The sequence below is a fragment of the Devosia sp. 1635 genome, assembly GCF_013185955.1.
GTDB lineage: Bacteria > Pseudomonadota > Alphaproteobacteria > Rhizobiales > Devosiaceae > Devosia.
In genome coordinates, this window is the sequence record NZ_JABAOM010000001.1 from 394,244 (window position 1) to 411,378 (window position 17,135).

A 17,135-nucleotide genomic window follows, 5' to 3' on the forward strand; every position below is an offset into this window, starting at 1 on the left:
ATGTCCAAAGACCACCTCTTTCTCTACGACACCACCCTGCGGGATGGCGCCCAGACCGCGGGCATCGAGTTCTCGCTGGAGGACAAGATTTCCATTGCGGCCCTACTGGAGGAGCTTGGCGTCGATTACATCGAGGGCGGTTACCCCGGCGCGAACCCGGTGGACACAGAGTTCTTTGGCGAACAGCGCACCAACAAGGCCCGGTTCACCGCCTTTGGCATGACCAAGCGGGCCGGGCGCTCCGTTGCCAACGATCCAGGGGTACAGGGTTTGCTGCAGTCGCGCGCCGAAGCTGCGTGCTTTGTCGCCAAGGCCTGGGACCGGCAGGTGGAAACGGCGCTGGAAATCACGTTGGAGGAAAACCTCGCCAATCTCAGCGAAACCGTGGTGGCAACTGTTGCGGCCGGCAAGGAAGCTCTGGTTGACTGCGAGCACTTCTTTGATGGCTTTAAGTCCAACCCGGACTATGCGCTGTCTTGCGTGCGCACCGCGCTCGAGGCTGGCGCGCGGTGGGTGGTGCTGTGCGACACCAATGGCGGCACCATGCCCGCCGAAATCCGCGAGATCGTTACGGCGGTTCTTGGGGTGGCCCCAGGCGACAAGCTCGGCATCCACGCCCATGACGATACCGGCCAGGCCGTGGCGAACACACTGGCCGCCGTGGAAGCGGGCGTTCGCCAAATCCAGGGCACGCTCAACGGCATCGGGGAGCGCTGTGGCAACGCCAATCTCGTCACCATCATCCCTACGCTCTTACTGAAGTCCCATTACGCGGATCGGTTCGCAACGGGCATCGATGCGGGCCGCCTTGAGCGCCTGACTCAGCTTTCCCGAGCGTTCGATGATCGGCTCAACCGCGCACCGGCCCGGCAAGCGCCCTATGTCGGCGCCTCCGCCTTTGCAACCAAGGCGGGCATTCATGCCTCGGCCCTGGCAAAGGATTTTTCCAGCTACGAGCACATTCCGCCCGAAAGCGTGGGCAATGAGCGCTCGATCATGGTGAGCCAGCAGGCGGGCCGCTCCAATCTGCTGACGGCGCTTGCCCGTCACGGCATCGCCATCGCCAAGGACGACCCGCGCCTCGAGCGGCTATTGGCCACCGTCAAGGAACGCGAGGCGCGTGGTTATTCCTATGACGGCGCTGATGCATCCTTTGCCGTGCTGGCGCGAGAAGTATTGGGCACCTTGCCCAACTTCTTTGCTGTCGAAAACTATCGCGCCAGTGTCGAGCGGCGCCATAATGCTCAGGGCGAAGAGGTCACGGTCACCGAAGCGGTGGTCAAGATCCGGGTCGATGGCGAATTGTTGATGTCGGTCGCCGAGGGCAATGGGCCGGTCAATGCGCTCGACCTTGCCCTGCGAAAGGATCTTGGCAAATTCTCTAGCCGGATCGAGGACTTGGTGCTCGTTGATTTCAAGGTTCGTATTCTGGACGGGGGCACGGGCGCGGTCACCCGTGTGCTGGTGGAAAGCCGCGATGGCACGGGCGAACGGTGGCACACTATTGGCGTGTCGCCCAACATCATTGATGCTTCTTTTGAAGCGTTGTATGAATCTATTACCTATAAGCTCTTGAAAACTGAGGCCACAGCAGCCAAGGCCGTCAAGACTGCCTAACCGGGCTGCCCATAGAGCGGCGCAGCTCCAATCGTCCTGGAGGACAAACTGGCCGACCCCGTTCCGAACAAGCCACTCGCGCTCACCATTGGCGCCGCTGCGCTCACGCTCGTAGTTGTTGTCGGTGTCCTTTCGGGGCCCTCGCTGGTTGCTTGTTTCAACAGCAGCGATGGAATGGGCCATTGTCTTCGCGGCAAGATGAGCGATGCCGGCATTCTGCCTGCCCCAGCCGTGGCCGCCACCGATGTTTCCGCCCCCGCGTCTGCCACGGAGGCGGTCGCGCTCGCTCCGGCTCAGTCCACTCCAGCAACAGAGACGTTAGCAGAACCTAATGCGTCTCGCCAAACGCCCCCGGCCCCGGCCGACAGCGTGGTTGCCGCGAACTTTGGTTTGCTTCGCGCGGAGCCCGATGGTTCGGTGGTGATCGCTGGCAGCGGCAAGCCTGGCAGCGAAGTTGAAGTGTTTTCCGATGGCGCGTCGATTGGCCGGACCAACGTTGAGGCAAGCGGCGATTGGGTGCTGGTGCCTGAATCGCCGCTCCCTCCGGGCGGAACTGAGCTCACCCTCGCCGAAGTTGGCGAGAAGGGGCAGTCGGGCCAGTCCTTTGTGGTTGTCATTGACGAGGCCCGCACGGCTGAGCCCTTGGTCGTAGCCAGTACACCAGGTCAAGCTAGCGAAGTATTGCAGGGCCTTGAACGCCCCATTGCGGGCGCCGAGACTACAACCCAGTCCGTGACAGAGCCGACGGCCACCACTCCGGAAACGCCTGCCGCGGCGACATCACCCAGTCCATCTGCCGCCGTATCTCGGGCGGAAGCTCCAGCTGCGCCGGCCGATGCTCAGCCGGAAGCTCAAGCCGCGACGGCTGCCACGCCCGGCACCTTGCCCATTGGTGCGAGCACGACGGCACCGCCTGTCGAGATCGCTGCCGCTCCACAACAAGAACCCACCGCCCAGCTGCCGGCTCAGCCCAAGTCCGTGGTAGCTCCGGCGCAAAACTCAGGCCGACTTGCTGGAGCCCCGCCATTGCCGAGCGGGAGCACGGTTCCCGGTTCGCCGGGAGCAACGGTTCCGACGGCGGTACCCTTCGCTGGGCAGGCGCCAGCTAACCCACAAGTCGCCGCCGTCCCCGAGTCGGCGGCACCATCTGGGGCCGCTGCACCAGAGACACTTGTGGCGGCAACGCCCTCCGTTCCATCTGTCCAGCCGGGTGAGGAACCGTCATCCCTTTCTGCACCAACGCAGCCAACCATTGATGCCATCGAAGTCGAAGGGGAGCGGGCATTTTTCGCCGGTGCTGGCCCGGAGGGTGGCACGGTGCGGCTTTATGTTGATGACGTCTTCATTGCCGACGCCATAGTTTCGGACGGCCGCTGGCTGGTGGAGGGCGGTAATGTTCTGACCAATCCCAATCAGCGCATTCGCGTTGATCTCATCGACCCCGCCGATGCGAGTGTTTCGGCCCGAGCAGAAGTGAATTTCGTTCTCGAGGTCCCCACCGCCGACGCGCCGACGGCAGTAGCCCAGGCGCCTCGTCCAACGTCAGCACGCCCGGCCGCAGCGCCAACACCTTCAGCGGGCGCAACAGAACAACAGGCACCGGTCAATACTCAGCAGCCTGGGCCGGTAGCAGAAGCAGGCTCCTCGGCCCCGCAGGCCACCAGCCCTCCTGCCAGTGAGCGGTCCCCCACAACCGCTTCATCAAGTGCTGTCGCTGTAAACCCTCAACCGAAGGCGGCTGAGGCTCCGGCCGCCGCTGGCTCCGTTGCCTCAGCAAGAAGCGCGGCCGAATCAGGTCCCGCCGATGCGGCGGTACGCCCCGATACCACTCTGGCGACAAAGCCAACGGCTGACCAGGTGTCGCCGCCTGACCTTGCGGAGCCTTCTGCTGCGTACCCAGCGGTGGAGACGCCCGCATCCGCTCCGGCCGTCGCTGCCTCTCCCCGGCCTTCGACGGTGGCGCCGGGCCCGGCCGCACCAGACGAGGTGCCAACTATGGTTGGGGTCCAGGTGGGCAATGCCGAAGAGCAGCGTTTTGCCTCTGGCAAGGCCATCATCCGGCGCGGTGATAACCTTTGGACCATTGCGCGCCGCGTCTACGGTGCCGGCATCAAGTACACGACGATCTACCAGGCCAATAATGGTCAGATTCGCGATCCCAACCGAATCTATCCAGGCCAGGTGTTTGATCTGCCCGCCAGGGAGCAGTAGCGGTCAGGGCCGCTTCTGCTCGGTAAGCCGCAGGCAATTGCCCTTGCGCCGTAGCACACCATCTTCTATCGCTTGTTGACGATCAAAGAAGTGGCCTTCATGCAAGACGACGATTTCGCGACCATCATGCGGGCGCTCGGCCATCCGGTCCGCCTCAGCATATTGCGTATCCTGGCACGGGAGCAGCAGCGGGAATGCTGCTGCGCCGATGTCACAGAATCCTTGCCGCTGGCACAGTCCACCGTCTCCCAGCACATCAAGGTGTTGCTTGATGCCGGGCTGATCGAACGCAAGCCACGTGGCACCCGGAACTGCTATGTGGTGCAGCATGATCGCCTGCAGGCGCTTGGAAGTGCTTATGCAAGCATGCTGGAGGGTCTTGCGCCCGTGGTCCCAGCTATCCGGGAAACGGAACCAGTCTGATGTCAGTTGATCAAAGCCGGAAGGCAAAATCGTCCGTAAACGCGGACGAGGGTTCTGTGTTCGCCACAGTGCGCAATCTGTGGACCTATATGTGGCCAGCGGATCGGCCTGATTTGCGGCTGCGGGTGGTGCTGGCGATTGCAGCTTTGCTGCTGTCCAAGGTCGCAACCACTCTTATTCCCTTCGCCTATAAAGGTATCGTCGACAGCCTCGACGGCTCCCAGCCGAACAACACCTTGGTCATGGGCCTAGCTGTCCCAATTGTGCTGGTGATCGCCTATGGTCTCGGCAACATCATCGATGCTGGCTTCCAGCAATTGCGCGACGTGCTGTTCGCCAGCGTTGGCCAGAATGCCGTGCGTAAACTGGCCTACCGCACCTTCAATCACGTGCATCAACTCTCGCTCCGTTTCCACCTGGCGCGCCGCACGGGCGGCCTGAGCCGGGTCATCGAGCGCGGCACCAAGGGCATCGAAGCCATCGTGCGCTTCACCATGCTCAATATCGTGCCGACTCTGGTGGAGTTCGTGATCACCGCGGTGATCTTTGTCTACATGTTCGGCGTCAGCTATCTCGGCATCCTCGTGGTGACCATCTGGGGCTATCTCTACTTCACCATCAAGGCGTCCAACTGGCGTATCGCTATTCGCCGGGACATGAACAACAGCGACACCGATGCCAATTCCAAGGCCATCGACAGCATGCTGAACTTCGAAACAGTGAAGTATTTCGGCAATGAGAAGATGGAGGCCGAACGCTACGACCGCGCCATGGCCGGGTACGAGCGCTCAGCGATCCGGATTTGGACCTCGCTTGGCGTGCTCAACTTCGGCCAGGCGGTGATCTTTTATGCCGGCTTCATCATCATCAGCGTCATGGCCGTGAACGGGGTGATGAACGGCACCCTGACTTTGGGTGACTTTGTCCTGCTCAACACTTTCCTGATGCAGATCTATCGGCCGCTCAATTTCATCGGCTTTGTGTATCGAGAGTTGCGGCAGGGCCTGACCGATATCGAGGAGATGTTCAAACTTCTCGAGCAGCCCGCCGAAATCGTCGACAAGCCCAATGCCAAGCCGCTGGTGGTGACGGGCCCGGTCATTCGCTTCGATCACGTCAGCTTTCATTATGATCCCGACCGGCCGATCCTCAAGGATGTGAGCTTTGAGGTTCCGGCCGGCAAGACCGTCGCCATCGTTGGGCCGACCGGCGCCGGCAAGTCGACCATTTCACGGCTGCTGTATCGCTTCTATGACGTGACGGGCGGCGCCATTACCATCGATGGGCAGGACCTACGCGACATCACGCAGGATAGTCTCCGAGCGGCCATTGGCATGGTGCCGCAGGATACGGTGCTGTTCAACGACACCATTGGCTACAACATCGAATATGGCCGCCCCGGCGCCAGCCATGAAGAGGTCCGCAAGGCCGCCGCAATGGCCCAGGTCGGGCCATTCATCGAAACGCTGCCCAAGGGCTATGACACGCCCGTTGGCGAGCGTGGCCTCAAGCTGTCGGGCGGCGAGAAGCAGCGCGTGGCGATCGCCCGCACCATCCTGAAGGCGCCACCGATCCTGATCCTCGATGAAGCGACCTCGGCCCTCGACACCAAGACCGAGCGCGACATCCAGTCGGCACTGGACATTGTTTCGGCCAATCGCACCACGGTCGTGATCGCCCACCGGCTTTCCACCGTTATCAATGCGGACGAAATCCTCGTGCTGCGCAGTGGCACCGTCGCCGAGCGCGGCAATCATCGCGATCTGCTGGCGCAAGGTGGCCTTTACGCGCAGATGTGGAACCGCCAGCGCGAAGCCACCGAGGCCGAAGAAAAGCTGCGGCAGACCGCCAACGACCCCGATGGTTTTGTGAAGACTGTGGCGCCGGCGGCGGAATAGGGCAGGGGTCGTCCCAGCTTCGGCACCAAGCTTTTCGTCCTAACAAAGAAAAGGCCCGCATCGCTGCGGGCCTTTTGTGTTTCTCAGAGCCGAGGCTATTCGGCTGCGTCCCGTCGGTCGACGCGCGGGCCGTTGGCGCCATCTTCCTTGAGGCCAGCGTCCTTGGAGACGATGTAGCGGCGGGCGCCATCGGCTTCCTCTGGGACTTCCACGGCCATGCCGTCGAACCCTGCTGGCACCGCCACGGCGGTCTTGCGGCGGCCGAACCGGGAGAAGATAGAGCCCATCTGCTGCTTGATCACGCTGGGGGCGGTGATCATCACCGGCACCATGATCAGGGTCAGCAGGGTCGAGAAGAACAGGCCCGACACCAGTGCCGCCGAAAGGTGGATGAACCACGAGCCGGCTAGGCCCCCGATCACGATCTCACGGCGGATGAAGTCGAACTCCACATTCGCCCACATCGGGATCACGCCCAAGGCTGTGAGGAACGCGGTGAGAAGCACCGGGCGAACGCGCTGGCCCACAGTCAGCAACATAGCCCTGACCGCCTCGACACCTTGATGCCGGTGGTAGTCATTATAGGTGTCGATCAACACGATGCCGTTCTTCACCACAATGCCTGCCAGGGCCACAATCCCCAGGCCGGTCATGATTGCAGAGAAGGTCATCCCCGTCGCCAGCATGCCCAAAAGCACACCCGCGACCGACATGGCGACTGTCGAGAGGGTCACCAACACCTGGTAGAAGCTGTTATACTCGAGCAGCAGCACGAAGAAGATGATGGCCATGGCCATGCCCATCGCCTGCACGATGAAGGCGTTTGCGTCGCCCATCTGCTCTTCAGCCCCGCCAAATGCGACATTGACGGTGTCGGGGAAGTTCTGCTCGCCGATCCAGGCTTGCAGCTCAGCCACCTTGTCAGCCGGAAAAACGCCTTCGGGAAGGTTGTTAAGACCTGCGGCCACGTTCATCACGTAGACCTGGTTGCGCCGCTCGATGTTGGCGACCTTAGGCACCGGCTGACGGTCGATGAAGTTCGACACCGGGATCAGGCCTTGGGCTGTAGCAATACGCATGCTTTCCAAGGCATCGAAGGTGCGCTCGTCCTCGGGCAGGCGAACGCGGATGTCGAGCTCGTCGCCGGTTTCCGCGTCACGATAGGTGCCGAGCTTTACGCCGGAGGTGATCAGCTGAACATAGGGCGACAGCTCGCGCACGCCGATCCCGTAACGACCCGCTTCCACGCGGTCGATGGTGATCTGCCAGTCGATACCGCGCGAGGGCCGACCGTCCTCCAGGTCAACGGTTTCGGGCCAGCTGGCCAGCTCGTTGCTGATGGCAGTGACCACGGGTAGCAGGTCATCATAGTTGGTGCTTTCCACCCGCATATTGATGTCCTTGCCCGCCGGCGGGCCGTTCTCGAGCGGCAGCACCTGCACGTCGAGCCCGGCTATGGAGCTCACGCGCTGGCGAATATCGCCGAAGATCTGCTCGGCAGGGACCCGCTCGCTCCAATCGGTCAGCTGCAGCTGGAAGTTGCCCAGGGTATTGGGCGGCATCGTGCCTGCGGCGCCGGTATCGCCGAACTGCATGATGACGTCCTGAATGCCTTGAACATGCAGGATTTCGTCCTGCACCTCGACCAGCATGTCTCGTACTTCTTCAGGGCTGTAGTTGCCCTGGCCGACCACCGCCACAGTGGCATACTCAGGCTCGGAGGCAGGGAAAGCCTCAGTTCCCGTGGGGTTGTTGCTGTACAGGATAAAGATGCCGACGATGATGCCGAACCCGACAGCCAAGGTCGGGATCGGCCAGTGCATCAGCTTTTCCATCAGACGCACATAAACGCCCGTAACGCCGCTTACCTTTTTAGCGTCGAACTTCTCGGGATACATCACCAGGTCGGCCTTGGCCTTTTCCTTCTCGTCCACATGGGTCGAGGCGATCACCGAGCCAATCACCGGCATGAAGATCAGCGCCGAGATGAAGGACGCGACCATCACGATGATCACGATCGTGGGCAGGTAGCTCATGAACTTGCCGATGATGCCCGGCCAGAACAGGAGCGGGATAAAGGCGCCCAGGGTCGTGGCGGTAGCGCCCACCACCGGCACGAACATCTTGCGCATCGCCATGATGAAGGCTTCCTTCTTCGGAACGCCCTCCATCAGTTTTCGCTCGGCATATTCAACGACCACCACCGGGTCGTCCACCAGCACGCCCACCGCGATCACGAGACCGAACATCACCATCATGTTGATGGTCATGCCCAGCATTTCGGCCACGAGGAACGCCATCATGAACGAGAGCGGTATCGACAACCCGATCATGAGGGCAGGGCGCAGGCCCAGCGTCGCGATACAGGTGATCAGCACCAGCGCCACGGCCGTGAGCACGGCCGCTTCCAGGGAGCGGAATAGGTTGGTGGTGGTTTCCGCCTGATCGAGGAAGAAGCTATAGCCAACACCGCCCGACCAGTTGGCCGCAACATTCTTGGTTGTTTCGCGCACCTGATTGGATACGTCGATGATGTTAGTGCCGGTCTTTTTGGCGACACTCAGGATCAGGGCTGGAGAGCCGTTCACCTGGGTATATTCGGTGGCGTCAGCCAGCGACCGGGTGATGGTCGCCACATCGCCGAAGGTGACCACGGTATTGCCGTCGGTCTTGAGCGGCAGGTCATAAACGTCCTGTGCCGTGGTGATCAGCCCAGGCACTTCGATGTTGAAGGCGCCTTGGCCGGAATTATAGGTACCGCCAGGCACCACCATGTTGTTGCGCGCCAGCGAATCCAGCAATTGGCCAGCGGTGAGGCCATAGGCTTCAAGCCGGGTCTGGTCGATGCGGATTTCGAGCTGCTCGTCGCGAGCGCCTGACAGGGTCACTTCGCGCACGTCGCCAAGGGCCTCGAGCGCGTCTTGCAGTTCCTCGGCGCGGCGGATCATCTCCTTGTCGGGGGCGCTGCCATATATAGCCACCGACATGATGGGGCCGATGAAATCGATCTCGGTGACGGTCGGATCGTCGGCTTCGCTTGGCAGCTTGGCCCGCACGGCATCCATCCGGGCGCGCGTATCGGCAAGGGCCTGGTCCTTGTCCGTGTTGATGTCGAACTCGAGCAGCACTGAGGAGTGCCCGGTTGTCGAGGTTGTGGTGATGTTCTCCAGTCCCGTTAGGGTCGCCAGTTCTTCTTCGGCCGGCTTGGCCAGAAGATTTTCGGCGTCAGCCGGCGACACACCAGTCTGCGTGATCGACACATACAGATAGGGAATCTCGATAGCCGGGAAGCTTTCCTTGGGCATGGAGACATAGGCCACCGAACCCGCGCCGAGCACGAGCACCATGATCGTAAGGACGACGCGGGGCATCCGCAGAATGCGTTCGATGAAGTCGAGCATGGATGCGCTCCTTAACTGGCGGTCGCTTCAGCGCTTGCAGTGTCGGCGGGAGTCGCCTGCACCTGGTCGCCGGTGGTTACGCTTTCCTGGCCTACAGTGATCACCTCTGCCGTTTCCGGCAGGCCGCTCACCCAGGCACCGTCGCGGGTGTCGCTGACCACAGTGACGGGATAAAAGGCCACCTTGCCGTCCTCCACTGTGCGCACGCCCAATACTCCATCATCATCCAGCGTCAGGACAGATTGTGGCAGCAGGTGCCCCGGAACCGTTCCGACGTTGACGATTGCGCGTGCGGTGATGCCGTCGCGAATGGCGAAGTCTTCGTTGGGGATCTCGATCTCGGCTTGGAACGAGCGGGTGGCGTCGTCAGCCACCGAAGAAATATAACTGACCTTGCCTTCCACCGTGTCACCGGTGACGGTCGTCACCGTTGCATCGAGACCGGTCTTGGCCCTGGCAATGTCGCCTTCTGCCACCGAGCCGCTGAACACGATAGGGTTGAGCTGCACGATGGTTGCGCAAGGCGTGCCGGCACTCAGCATGGAACCGGCAACAGCGACGGGGTCCTGGACCAAGCCGGCAACCTTGGCCTTGATCTCGGTCCGGGCCAGTTCTTCGCGGGCATTGTCAATGCCCGCCTGAGCCTGGGACACTCCCGCACGAGCCTGGGCCAAGGCCACTTCGGCTTCATTGGCCGTGTTTGTGGCGGCAAGGCCGCGCTTACGCAGGTCGGCATTGGTCGCATAATTGAGTTCGGCTTGCGCCAGTGCTGCCTCGGCTTGCGCCAAGCTGGCTTCGGCCTGAGCGACGGCCGCGGCGCGCGTGCCCTGATCGAGCGTGCACAGCAGCTCGCCAGCTTCGACGCGCTCGCCCTTGGTTACATGCACCACATCCACTGTGCCGGTTGTTTCCGCGACGGCAGCAACCGTGGACTTGGCCTGCGTGCGCCCGCGCACCGGCACTTGGATGGTCATCGGTTGTGCCGTGAAGGTCTGCGTACGTACGGATTGAACCGGCGCGTTGGCGCCAGTTACCGCCTCGGTACGTTGTGCAATGGTGAGTTTGGGATCGACCTCGGCCTCGTGATGCTCGGCCAAGACGCCAGCCTCGGCCAAGGCAGTGTGGATCGGACCGTGGTCTTCGCCCTCGATGACGGCAACGATTGGCTGCACGCCATTGCCCGGGCCTTGCCCGCCCTGCACCAGAGTACCGGTCGCCAGCCAGCCACCGGCCAGCAGCAGAATGGCGAAGGCCAACCCAAAGGAAAAGAGTGCACGCATCGTACTTAGCCCCTTACTCAGCCGCGTCTTTGTTTCGCTCGGTCTTCGCCAAGCCGATCAACTCGTGCATATGCGCACGCAAATACTTTTCCGAAGCTTCCATGATGGCCCGGCCAAAGCCGACCACCCAGCAATCGGCTGCGCTCATCTCGCGCTCGGTAGCAGCAGTTTCCATGCCGCTTCGGCAGTCCAGGGTGCGCTGCAGATACTCAGAGCCGCGCTGCTCCACAAGGTCTGCCGGCATCAGATGGGCGTAGCGGGCAAACAGCAGAAAAGGGCTGCGCAGCACATCTTCGCCGAGAGGTTCTGCCAACTCCTTGGCAAATGCATGGCGGCCTTCGATTGTGATGGCATAGACCTTCTTGGCCGGCTTGCCTTCTTGCTGCTCGGTGCGGCTGGTGACGAGCCCTTCTTCTTCAAGCTTGGCCAGCGCGGGATAGATCGAGCCGAAGCTGGCCTCGATAAAATAGGAACATTCACCCTCCACACATCGGCGGCGGATCTCGTATCCGGTCGCTTCGCCCTCATAGAGGATCGAAAGGCACAAGGTTCTGACGTTCATGGAAGGCTCCAGCAGACCTATTCAGGTCCGATATATGCTGGAGCTATATAGGGGGGAGGAGCAGCAAAGCAAGTGTGATTGCGACAGAAGGACGCAAACCAGTTAAGAAGGCCTCGCATGGCTGTTAGCCGTCCGGCTAAGCAGCACCTTTATAGTGCGCAAGGGCGTTATGGCGCCAGTGGCAATGTAATAGGGGCAAGATCAAAGATCACGCCCCTTTAATTACTATGATTTAGCTCGAATTATCGGATCAGACTTTGCGCCCCGTCAATCCAGAGCGGCGTGCCGGTGATATGGCGCGACTGCTCGGATGCAAAGAACAGAATGGCGTTAGCCACGTCCTCTGCTTCGCCGGGTTCACCGCCGGTCAGGGGGATGTCGCCCTCAGGAAACTCAGCCGGTACTTCGGCCGCTTCGCTGTTGCGTTTTTCGGTGTTGTCCGAAATTTCGGATTCTATGGCACCCGGGCAGATCGCGTTGATGCGGATGCGATGCTGCCCGAGTTCTACAGCCAGTTGCTGCACCATGGCGACTTGCCCTGCCTTAGTCACGGAATAAGCGGTGGCGCCAGGATTGGTGAAGGTGCGCGTGCCATTGATCGAGGAGATCACGACGATCGATCCGCCGCCCGCCTTGATCAGGTGCGGCACCGCATAATGGATGGTCAGGTAAGTGCCGCGCAGATTGATGGCGATGGTCTTGTCCCATTCCTCGGGCTTCAGCTCGGCAATGGGGGCCCAAACCCCGTTCACGCCTGCATTGGCTACGACGATGTCAAGGCGCCCATGTTCCTGCACCAACTGGCTGAACAGCTCTGCCATCGCCACATCGTCAGAGGTGTCGGCGGTCATCGCCGTGGCTGTGCCGCCGGCCTGCTTGATCTCCTCGGCGGTTTTTTCAACCTCCTTGGCCGTGCGGCTCATCACCACCACGCTGGCGCCCGCTTGGGCGAGCGTCAGCGCTGCGGCCTTGCCAATACCTGAACCGGCACCAGTCACCAGCGCCACCTTGCCCGAAAGATCCTGCGTCATGTGCTTTCTCCGTTTTGCCCTTAACGCTTGAAGCGGTCAAAACGTGGCAGGGCAGGTCCCGATTACCTAGGTCAAGGCGGCGGTATCGTCGGTCTGGATGATCGCATGCGAGAGCGAACCGATCGCTGGATAAAGCGGAATAAGGCAGGCTTGCAGGGCATGGTAGATATCAGGCTTACCCACGAACAGGCGCGATGTGGGCTGCAAGTCCTCCGTCAGTTCCGAATGCCAGCCGCCACGCTCATGGTCGATCATGTGATTGGCCGCAAAGTCCCAGAACCGGCGATACCAGTGCTGGAAATAGAGGTCCCGATCGTAATGAGAGAGGAACGCCGCCGCACCGATTGCCTCGCTGACCGGCCACCAGAGCTTCTCGCGCATCGCTGGCTGGTTGTTCCAGTCCAGCGTGTAATAGAAACCGCCATGCTGCTTGTCCCAGCCCAGCTCGATGGCTTGGCGGAAGAGACTGCGCGCCGCTTCGGTCATCCAGGAGTTGCGCTTGTCGCTTAGCACCCAAAGCTGGAGCAGCAGCCGCGACCACTCCATCCAATGTCCGGGCGTGGTGCCGGAGGGCCGGAACATCTCCGAGCCGAGGTAATCCCTGTCTAACACCCAGTCCTGCGTGAAGTGCTCTGCCACCCGGTAATCGAGTGCGCTGGCATGCTTGCCGATGATGAGTTCGGCAATCCGTTCGGCTTTGTTCAGGTAAGCGCGGTCGCCAGTGGCCTCAAAGGCGGCCATCAGCGCTTCGGTCATGTGCATGTTGGAGTTCTGGCCGCGATAGGTGCTGATCGCGGACCAGTCGGCGCCGAACTCATCTCGCACCGCCCCGACCTCAGCGTCCCAGAATTGGCGGTTGATGATTTCGGTGACGTCAGCCAGCATGAGGTCGGCAAGGGGGTGGCCGGCGAGCTTGGCGCTCGATGCGGCCAGCAGCACAAAGGCGTGGCCATAGGCCTGCTTGCTGCTGTCCTTGAGCCCGTCATTGTCGAGCGACCAGCTATAGCCGCCATGCGTGCTGTCGCGGTGCCGCTCCCAAAGATAGCGCATTCCGTGGTCAACGATCTCGTCCGACCCCGGCCGGCCCAGCAAGCTCCCAAGCGCAAAGCAGTGCACCATGCGGGCGGTGGTGTGGATTGCCCGCACCGGGTTGTCGGCATTGAGCGGGTGACCATTGTCATCCAGTTCAAAGAACCCGCCCGCGGCGTTGATCGAGGCACCTTCAAAGAAGTCGAAAAGGTCATTGGCCTGCCGCATCAACCACTGCCGATGGAATGGGCGGTTGCTCCAAAGGCTTCTGTTGCTCGGTGGCAAAATCGGATGCGTCTGGCTCATTTGGCTCCCCCAGCCGACGCACAGAGGCCGGCTCCTCTGGGGGATGTATAAGGAGCCGCACCCGCGCTCGTAAACCCAGTTCTATAGCCTTTGGTAATGCGCCTGGACGCGCGCCACTTCCTCGGCCGATCCCAGGATCACTGGTACGCGCTGATGGATGGAGGTGGGCTGGACCTCAAGGATCCGCTGGGGCCCCGTGGTGGCGCGTCCCCCCGCAGCCTCGATAAGAAACGCCATGGGGTTGGCCTCATAGAGCAGGCGCAGGCGACCGCCCTTGCTCGCGGTTTCACTATCGAGCGGGTAGAGGAAAATGCCGCCGCGCATCAGGATGCGGTGGATGTCGGCGACCATGGAGCCGATCCAGCGCATGTTGTAGCGCTTGCCCGCGACGCCCGTTTCGCCCGCGACGTTCTCGGCAACATAAGCGCTGGTGGCCTGGTCCCAGAAGCGGGCACGGGCCGTATTGATGGCGTATTCTGCTGACGCTGAGGGTACGGACACCCCGTCCTCAACCAGGGCAAACTGCCCGCTGGCGTCAATGGCGAAGGTCGCCACCTTATCTCCAAAGCTCAAGACGAGGCTCGTCGCCGGACCATAAGCGGCATAGCCCGCTGCAAGCTGACGCGTTCCGGGTTGCAGCAGGTCAGGAGCCTTGGGGTCAACGGCCAGGATGGAGAAAATGGTGCCCACGGTGACGTTCACATCCAGATTGGACGAGCCATCCAGTGGATCGCAGGCGACCATAAACCCGCCCTCATCGTTCAGGTGAAGCGCTTCATCCAACTCTTCGGACACCAGAATCGAAACAGCCGCATTTGCCCGCAAGTGCCTGACAAATATGTCGTTGGAGATTACGTCCAACTGCTTTTGCGCCTCGCCCTGGACATTGGTGGCCCCCGCAAGGCCCGTTTGTCCCGCGAGCGGCGCCAGGCGCAGCACTGCGGCGATCTCGGCACAAGCTCCAGCCACGGTATCGACAACCCATGCGAGTTCCGGGCTGGAGGTGGCAGTGGCAAGCCACTGCTTAAGCGTCTGGGTCATTGGCGCACTCGCGGTTGGTAGGGCTTGCAGCAAGTGTCGCAACCTCCGTGAGGCTGGCAAGGCAGACTTTCGCCTAAGGCGGAGATGTTAATGCAGTGTGGTGGGATAGAACGGCGTGCCGCCGGGGGCAAGGGGCGGTCCCGCCCAGAACACGACATAAAGCAACTCCGCGCCGGCGGCATCGGTGATCTCGATCGAGCCGCGCAACTCGGCGTCTTCATCCTCGGCGGCCAGCCGCTCGACAATGGCGCGGCCGATTTCGCCGGCCCGCAATTCGGCAGCATCAAGATCGGGGTGTTCGCTGCCATCAAGGTCACGGATCAACCGGTCATCGGTGCGGTAGTGAAAAAAGAAGCGGGGCAAGGGGGACCTCCCTGGGTGAAAGGGAAATGCAGGCGGCGCCTGGCAGTTGCCGAGCCATACCCTGCATGCAACGCTTATTGGTGTCTTGTTAACGAATGGTAGTGATGCCGCTGCCAAAGCAAAGGCGAGCGCGTGGTGGTCGTTTCCGCCTCAATGATCGCACCCGCAAACAGTACATGGGTACCCGTCTCAATGGCGCCGATCACTTCGCAGTCGATGGCAGTGACGGCGCCCAGCAGCATAGGGTTGCCAGAAGGCCAGCTTCCCCATTGTCCAGAGGCGAAGCGATCCAGCGGGTCCATCCGGCCCGCAAAAGCATTGCCGATCTCGCTTTGATCATCGGCCAGCATGGCAAGGGAGAACCCACCGGTCTTGGCGATCACATCGGCCAGCCGGCTCACCATGTCGATGGACACCAGGATCGAAGGCGGCGCCGCCGACAGTGACAGCATGGAGGTTGCTGTGCGTCCGACGCGTTCCTCGCCGCGCCGTGCTGTCACCACATGGACCGTGGATGCCATCGCGGCCATGGCGGCGCGGAACTCGGCATCGCCGACTGTGGGGCGACGGGGGGCGCGGAGACGCAAGGCGTCGGGATAGTCAAAGTCAGCCATCCAGCCGTCCACCATTTGCCGTCGTCCGTCCTACTGCAATCCTCGCGCACACGCGCCGGTTCCATCTGTTGGATCGGCGTGAGCCGCTTTGGCGGGCTGCCGATTCCGGAGCGAGCTTGATCTAAGCGCTGGTTCCGGGTATTTTCCAAGTAGTTCCTTTGAAAACCCGCTCGCCCTCGATGTCAAGCCACGACATGCAAGACCACCAGTGGTCCCCTCGCAGCCCAGGGGAGCGGCTGCTCATGGCTATAAAGATGCATGGCTCGCTGAGCACCGCAGCTTTGGGTGCCCTGCTTGGCACCAGTGCAGAAGCGGCTCGCCAACAATTGCTCAAGCTGGCAAACCAGGGTCTGGTCAGCGCCACCAGCGAGCCCAAGGGTGTGGGTCGGCCTGGCCAAAACTGGAGCCTCACTTCCCAAGCCATGGCACGGTTTCCCGACACGCATGCGGCGCTGACGGTGCAATTGCTTGAATTGATCCGCAGCCAGTTGGGTGAGGCGGCACTCGACACCGTGATCTCGGGCCGGGAGATGGCGACAACCGCAGCCTACCACGAGGCTATGCTTGACAAGGCAAACCTCAGCGAGAAAGTTGCCACCTTGGCCCGGCTCCGTTCGGATGAAGGTTACATGGCGGAGTGGCGCCAGGAGGAGGACGGCGGTCTGTTGCTGATAGAAAACCATTGCCCGATTTGCGCCGCCGCCACGGCCTGCCAGGGTTTTTGCCGGGCCGAGCTCGATGTGTTCCGCCATGTGCTAGGGGAGGGTGCTCAAGTGGAGCGAACCGAGCACATCGTCTCGGGCGGCCGGCGCTGCTCCTATTCCATTCGCCCGGCGTTACGCGATGTCTGATACAGAGTTTCCCGCAAGCGCCAGGCTGTCCCGCATCGGCTGGGACATGCCGGTGGGACTGGACGAGGCACTGATCCGACGCGTGGTGAACGCATTTTATGCCGATGCCCGATCCGACCCGTTGATCGGGCCGGTCTTCAACCGCCTCATCCCCGAGGACCACTGGCCGCGGCACCTCGAACTCATCGCGGATTTCTGGTCGTCCATGCTGTTGGGCACGGGGCGCTATGGCGGACGGCCGCTGCCCAAGCACATCGCCATTCCCGAGCTTTCCGACGTGCACTTCCAGCGCTGGCTGCGGTTGTTTCGGCAAACGGTTGTGCGGATCTGCCCCGCTGAGATCGCTGCAGTCTTCATCGAACGCTCCGAGCGGGTCGGGAACAGCTTCCGCATGAACATCGCCATGCGGCGGGGTGAGGACATCACCACTATGGGTCCGCTGCAGCGCGAAGAAATTTAATGCGGCCGTGCTGCCCGAGGAGGTCAAGGTCGCCGCGTGCTGCCGGGG

General features: G+C 61.8%; 14 protein-coding genes. 6 read left to right on the top strand and 8 right to left on the bottom strand.

Features of this window, described 5'->3' with window-relative positions; genetic code table 11:
* From cimA to HRU92_RS02025, 4 genes are all read left to right on the top strand, one after another.
* Complete coding sequence (gene cimA / locus HRU92_RS02010; RefSeq protein WP_172122806.1) at positions 1–1,617, top strand: citramalate synthase; 1,617 nt, start codon at positions 1–3, stop codon at positions 1,615–1,617.
* A gap of 174 nt (positions 1,618–1,791) precedes the next feature.
* Complete coding sequence (locus tag HRU92_RS20450; RefSeq protein ID WP_210258521.1) at positions 1,792–3,828, top strand: LysM peptidoglycan-binding domain-containing protein; 2,037 nt, start codon at positions 1,792–1,794, stop codon at positions 3,826–3,828.
* A 99-nt stretch (positions 3,829–3,927) separates the two neighbouring features.
* Positions 3,928–4,251, top strand: a complete 324-nt coding sequence (locus tag HRU92_RS02020) for a metalloregulator ArsR/SmtB family transcription factor (RefSeq protein WP_127752417.1) — start codon at positions 3,928–3,930, stop codon at positions 4,249–4,251.
* Positions 4,251–6,149, top strand: a complete 1,899-nt coding sequence (locus tag HRU92_RS02025) for an ABC transporter ATP-binding protein/permease (RefSeq protein WP_172122807.1) — start codon at positions 4,251–4,253, stop codon at positions 6,147–6,149. Before HRU92_RS02020 ends, HRU92_RS02025 begins: the two co-directional genes overlap by 1 nt.
* Positions 6,150–6,244: 95 nt before the next feature.
* Here HRU92_RS02025 and HRU92_RS02030 read toward each other — a convergent pair whose 3' ends face one another.
* The 8 genes from HRU92_RS02030 to HRU92_RS02065 all read right to left on the bottom strand — a co-directional run bounded on the left by HRU92_RS02030 (position 6,245) and on the right by HRU92_RS02065 (position 15,776).
* The gene (locus tag HRU92_RS02030) at positions 6,245–9,550 is read right to left on the bottom strand and encodes an efflux RND transporter permease subunit (protein ID WP_173087484.1); all 3,306 of its coding nucleotides are present in this window, start codon (positions 9,548–9,550) and stop codon (positions 6,245–6,247) included.
* A gap of 11 nt (positions 9,551–9,561) precedes the next feature.
* Positions 9,562–10,830 (bottom strand): efflux RND transporter periplasmic adaptor subunit, encoded by a 1,269-nt coding sequence (locus HRU92_RS02035; RefSeq protein ID WP_173087486.1) that lies wholly within the window; start codon positions 10,828–10,830, stop codon positions 9,562–9,564.
* Between the two features lie 13 nt (positions 10,831–10,843).
* A complete protein-coding gene (locus tag HRU92_RS02040; protein ID WP_127752421.1) occupies positions 10,844–11,392 on the bottom strand; it encodes a PadR family transcriptional regulator in 549 nt (182 codons plus the stop codon).
* Between the two features lie 242 nt (positions 11,393–11,634).
* Positions 11,635–12,423, bottom strand: a complete 789-nt coding sequence (locus HRU92_RS02045) for an SDR family NAD(P)-dependent oxidoreductase (RefSeq protein ID WP_127752422.1) — start codon at positions 12,421–12,423, stop codon at positions 11,635–11,637.
* 66 nt (positions 12,424–12,489) lie between these two features.
* The gene (locus tag HRU92_RS02050; protein ID WP_348983129.1) at positions 12,490–13,680 is read right to left on the bottom strand and encodes an AGE family epimerase/isomerase; all 1,191 of its coding nucleotides are present in this window, start codon (positions 13,678–13,680) and stop codon (positions 12,490–12,492) included.
* A gap of 159 nt (positions 13,681–13,839) precedes the next feature.
* Positions 13,840–14,799 carry a class 1 fructose-bisphosphatase gene (locus HRU92_RS02055; RefSeq protein WP_173087488.1) on the bottom strand — a complete coding sequence of 320 codons (960 nt, stop codon included), beginning with the start codon at positions 14,797–14,799 and terminating at the stop codon, positions 13,840–13,842.
* Positions 14,800–14,886: 87 nt separating this feature from the next.
* Positions 14,887–15,162, bottom strand: a complete 276-nt coding sequence (locus HRU92_RS02060) for a hypothetical protein (protein WP_127752425.1) — start codon at positions 15,160–15,162, stop codon at positions 14,887–14,889.
* Positions 15,163–15,236: 74 nt separating this feature from the next.
* Positions 15,237–15,776 carry a flavin reductase family protein gene (locus HRU92_RS02065; protein ID WP_127752426.1) on the bottom strand — a complete coding sequence of 180 codons (540 nt, stop codon included), beginning with the start codon at positions 15,774–15,776 and terminating at the stop codon, positions 15,237–15,239.
* 242 nt (positions 15,777–16,018) lie between these two features.
* On the opposite strand from HRU92_RS02065, the gene HRU92_RS02070 reads away from it, so the two are divergent.
* A complete protein-coding gene (locus HRU92_RS02070) occupies positions 16,019–16,627 on the top strand; it encodes a metalloregulator ArsR/SmtB family transcription factor (protein WP_248306942.1) in 609 nt (202 codons plus the stop codon).
* Positions 16,620–17,087: a group III truncated hemoglobin gene (locus HRU92_RS02075; RefSeq protein ID WP_348983130.1), complete on the top strand. Its 468-nt coding sequence runs from the start codon at positions 16,620–16,622 to the stop codon at positions 17,085–17,087. Before HRU92_RS02070 ends, HRU92_RS02075 begins: the two co-directional genes overlap by 8 nt.
* Positions 17,088–17,135 lie beyond the last annotated feature (48 nt).

What these genes read in the sequence shown, in the direction of transcription:
- cimA (WP_172122806.1), top strand. Translation starts at nt 1, where the DNA reads ATGTCCAAAGACCACCTCTTTCTCTACGACACCACCCTGCGGGATGGC.
- HRU92_RS20450 (WP_210258521.1), top strand. Translation starts at nt 1,792, where the DNA reads ATGGGCCATTGTCTTCGCGGCAAGATGAGCGATGCCGGCATTCTGCCT.
- HRU92_RS02020 (WP_127752417.1), top strand. Translation starts at nt 3,928, where the DNA reads ATGCAAGACGACGATTTCGCGACCATCATGCGGGCGCTCGGCCATCCG.
- HRU92_RS02025 (WP_172122807.1), top strand. Translation starts at nt 4,251, where the DNA reads ATGTCAGTTGATCAAAGCCGGAAGGCAAAATCGTCCGTAAACGCGGAC.
- HRU92_RS02030 (WP_173087484.1), bottom strand. Translation starts at nt 9,550, where the DNA reads ATGCTCGACTTCATCGAACGCATTCTGCGGATGCCCCGCGTCGTCCTT.
- HRU92_RS02035 (WP_173087486.1), bottom strand. Translation starts at nt 10,830, where the DNA reads ATGCGTGCACTCTTTTCCTTTGGGTTGGCCTTCGCCATTCTGCTGCTG.
- HRU92_RS02040 (WP_127752421.1), bottom strand. Translation starts at nt 11,392, where the DNA reads ATGAACGTCAGAACCTTGTGCCTTTCGATCCTCTATGAGGGCGAAGCG.
- HRU92_RS02045 (WP_127752422.1), bottom strand. Translation starts at nt 12,423, where the DNA reads ATGACGCAGGATCTTTCGGGCAAGGTGGCGCTGGTGACTGGTGCCGGT.
- HRU92_RS02050 (WP_348983129.1), bottom strand. Translation starts at nt 13,680, where the DNA reads ATGCGGCAGGCCAATGACCTTTTCGACTTCTTTGAAGGTGCCTCGATC.
- HRU92_RS02055 (WP_173087488.1), bottom strand. Translation starts at nt 14,799, where the DNA reads ATGACCCAGACGCTTAAGCAGTGGCTTGCCACTGCCACCTCCAGCCCG.
- HRU92_RS02065 (WP_127752426.1), bottom strand. Translation starts at nt 15,776, where the DNA reads ATGGCTGACTTTGACTATCCCGACGCCTTGCGTCTCCGCGCCCCCCGT.
- HRU92_RS02070 (WP_248306942.1), top strand. Translation starts at nt 16,019, where the DNA reads ATGGCTATAAAGATGCATGGCTCGCTGAGCACCGCAGCTTTGGGTGCC.
- HRU92_RS02075 (WP_348983130.1), top strand. Translation starts at nt 16,620, where the DNA reads ATGTCTGATACAGAGTTTCCCGCAAGCGCCAGGCTGTCCCGCATCGGC.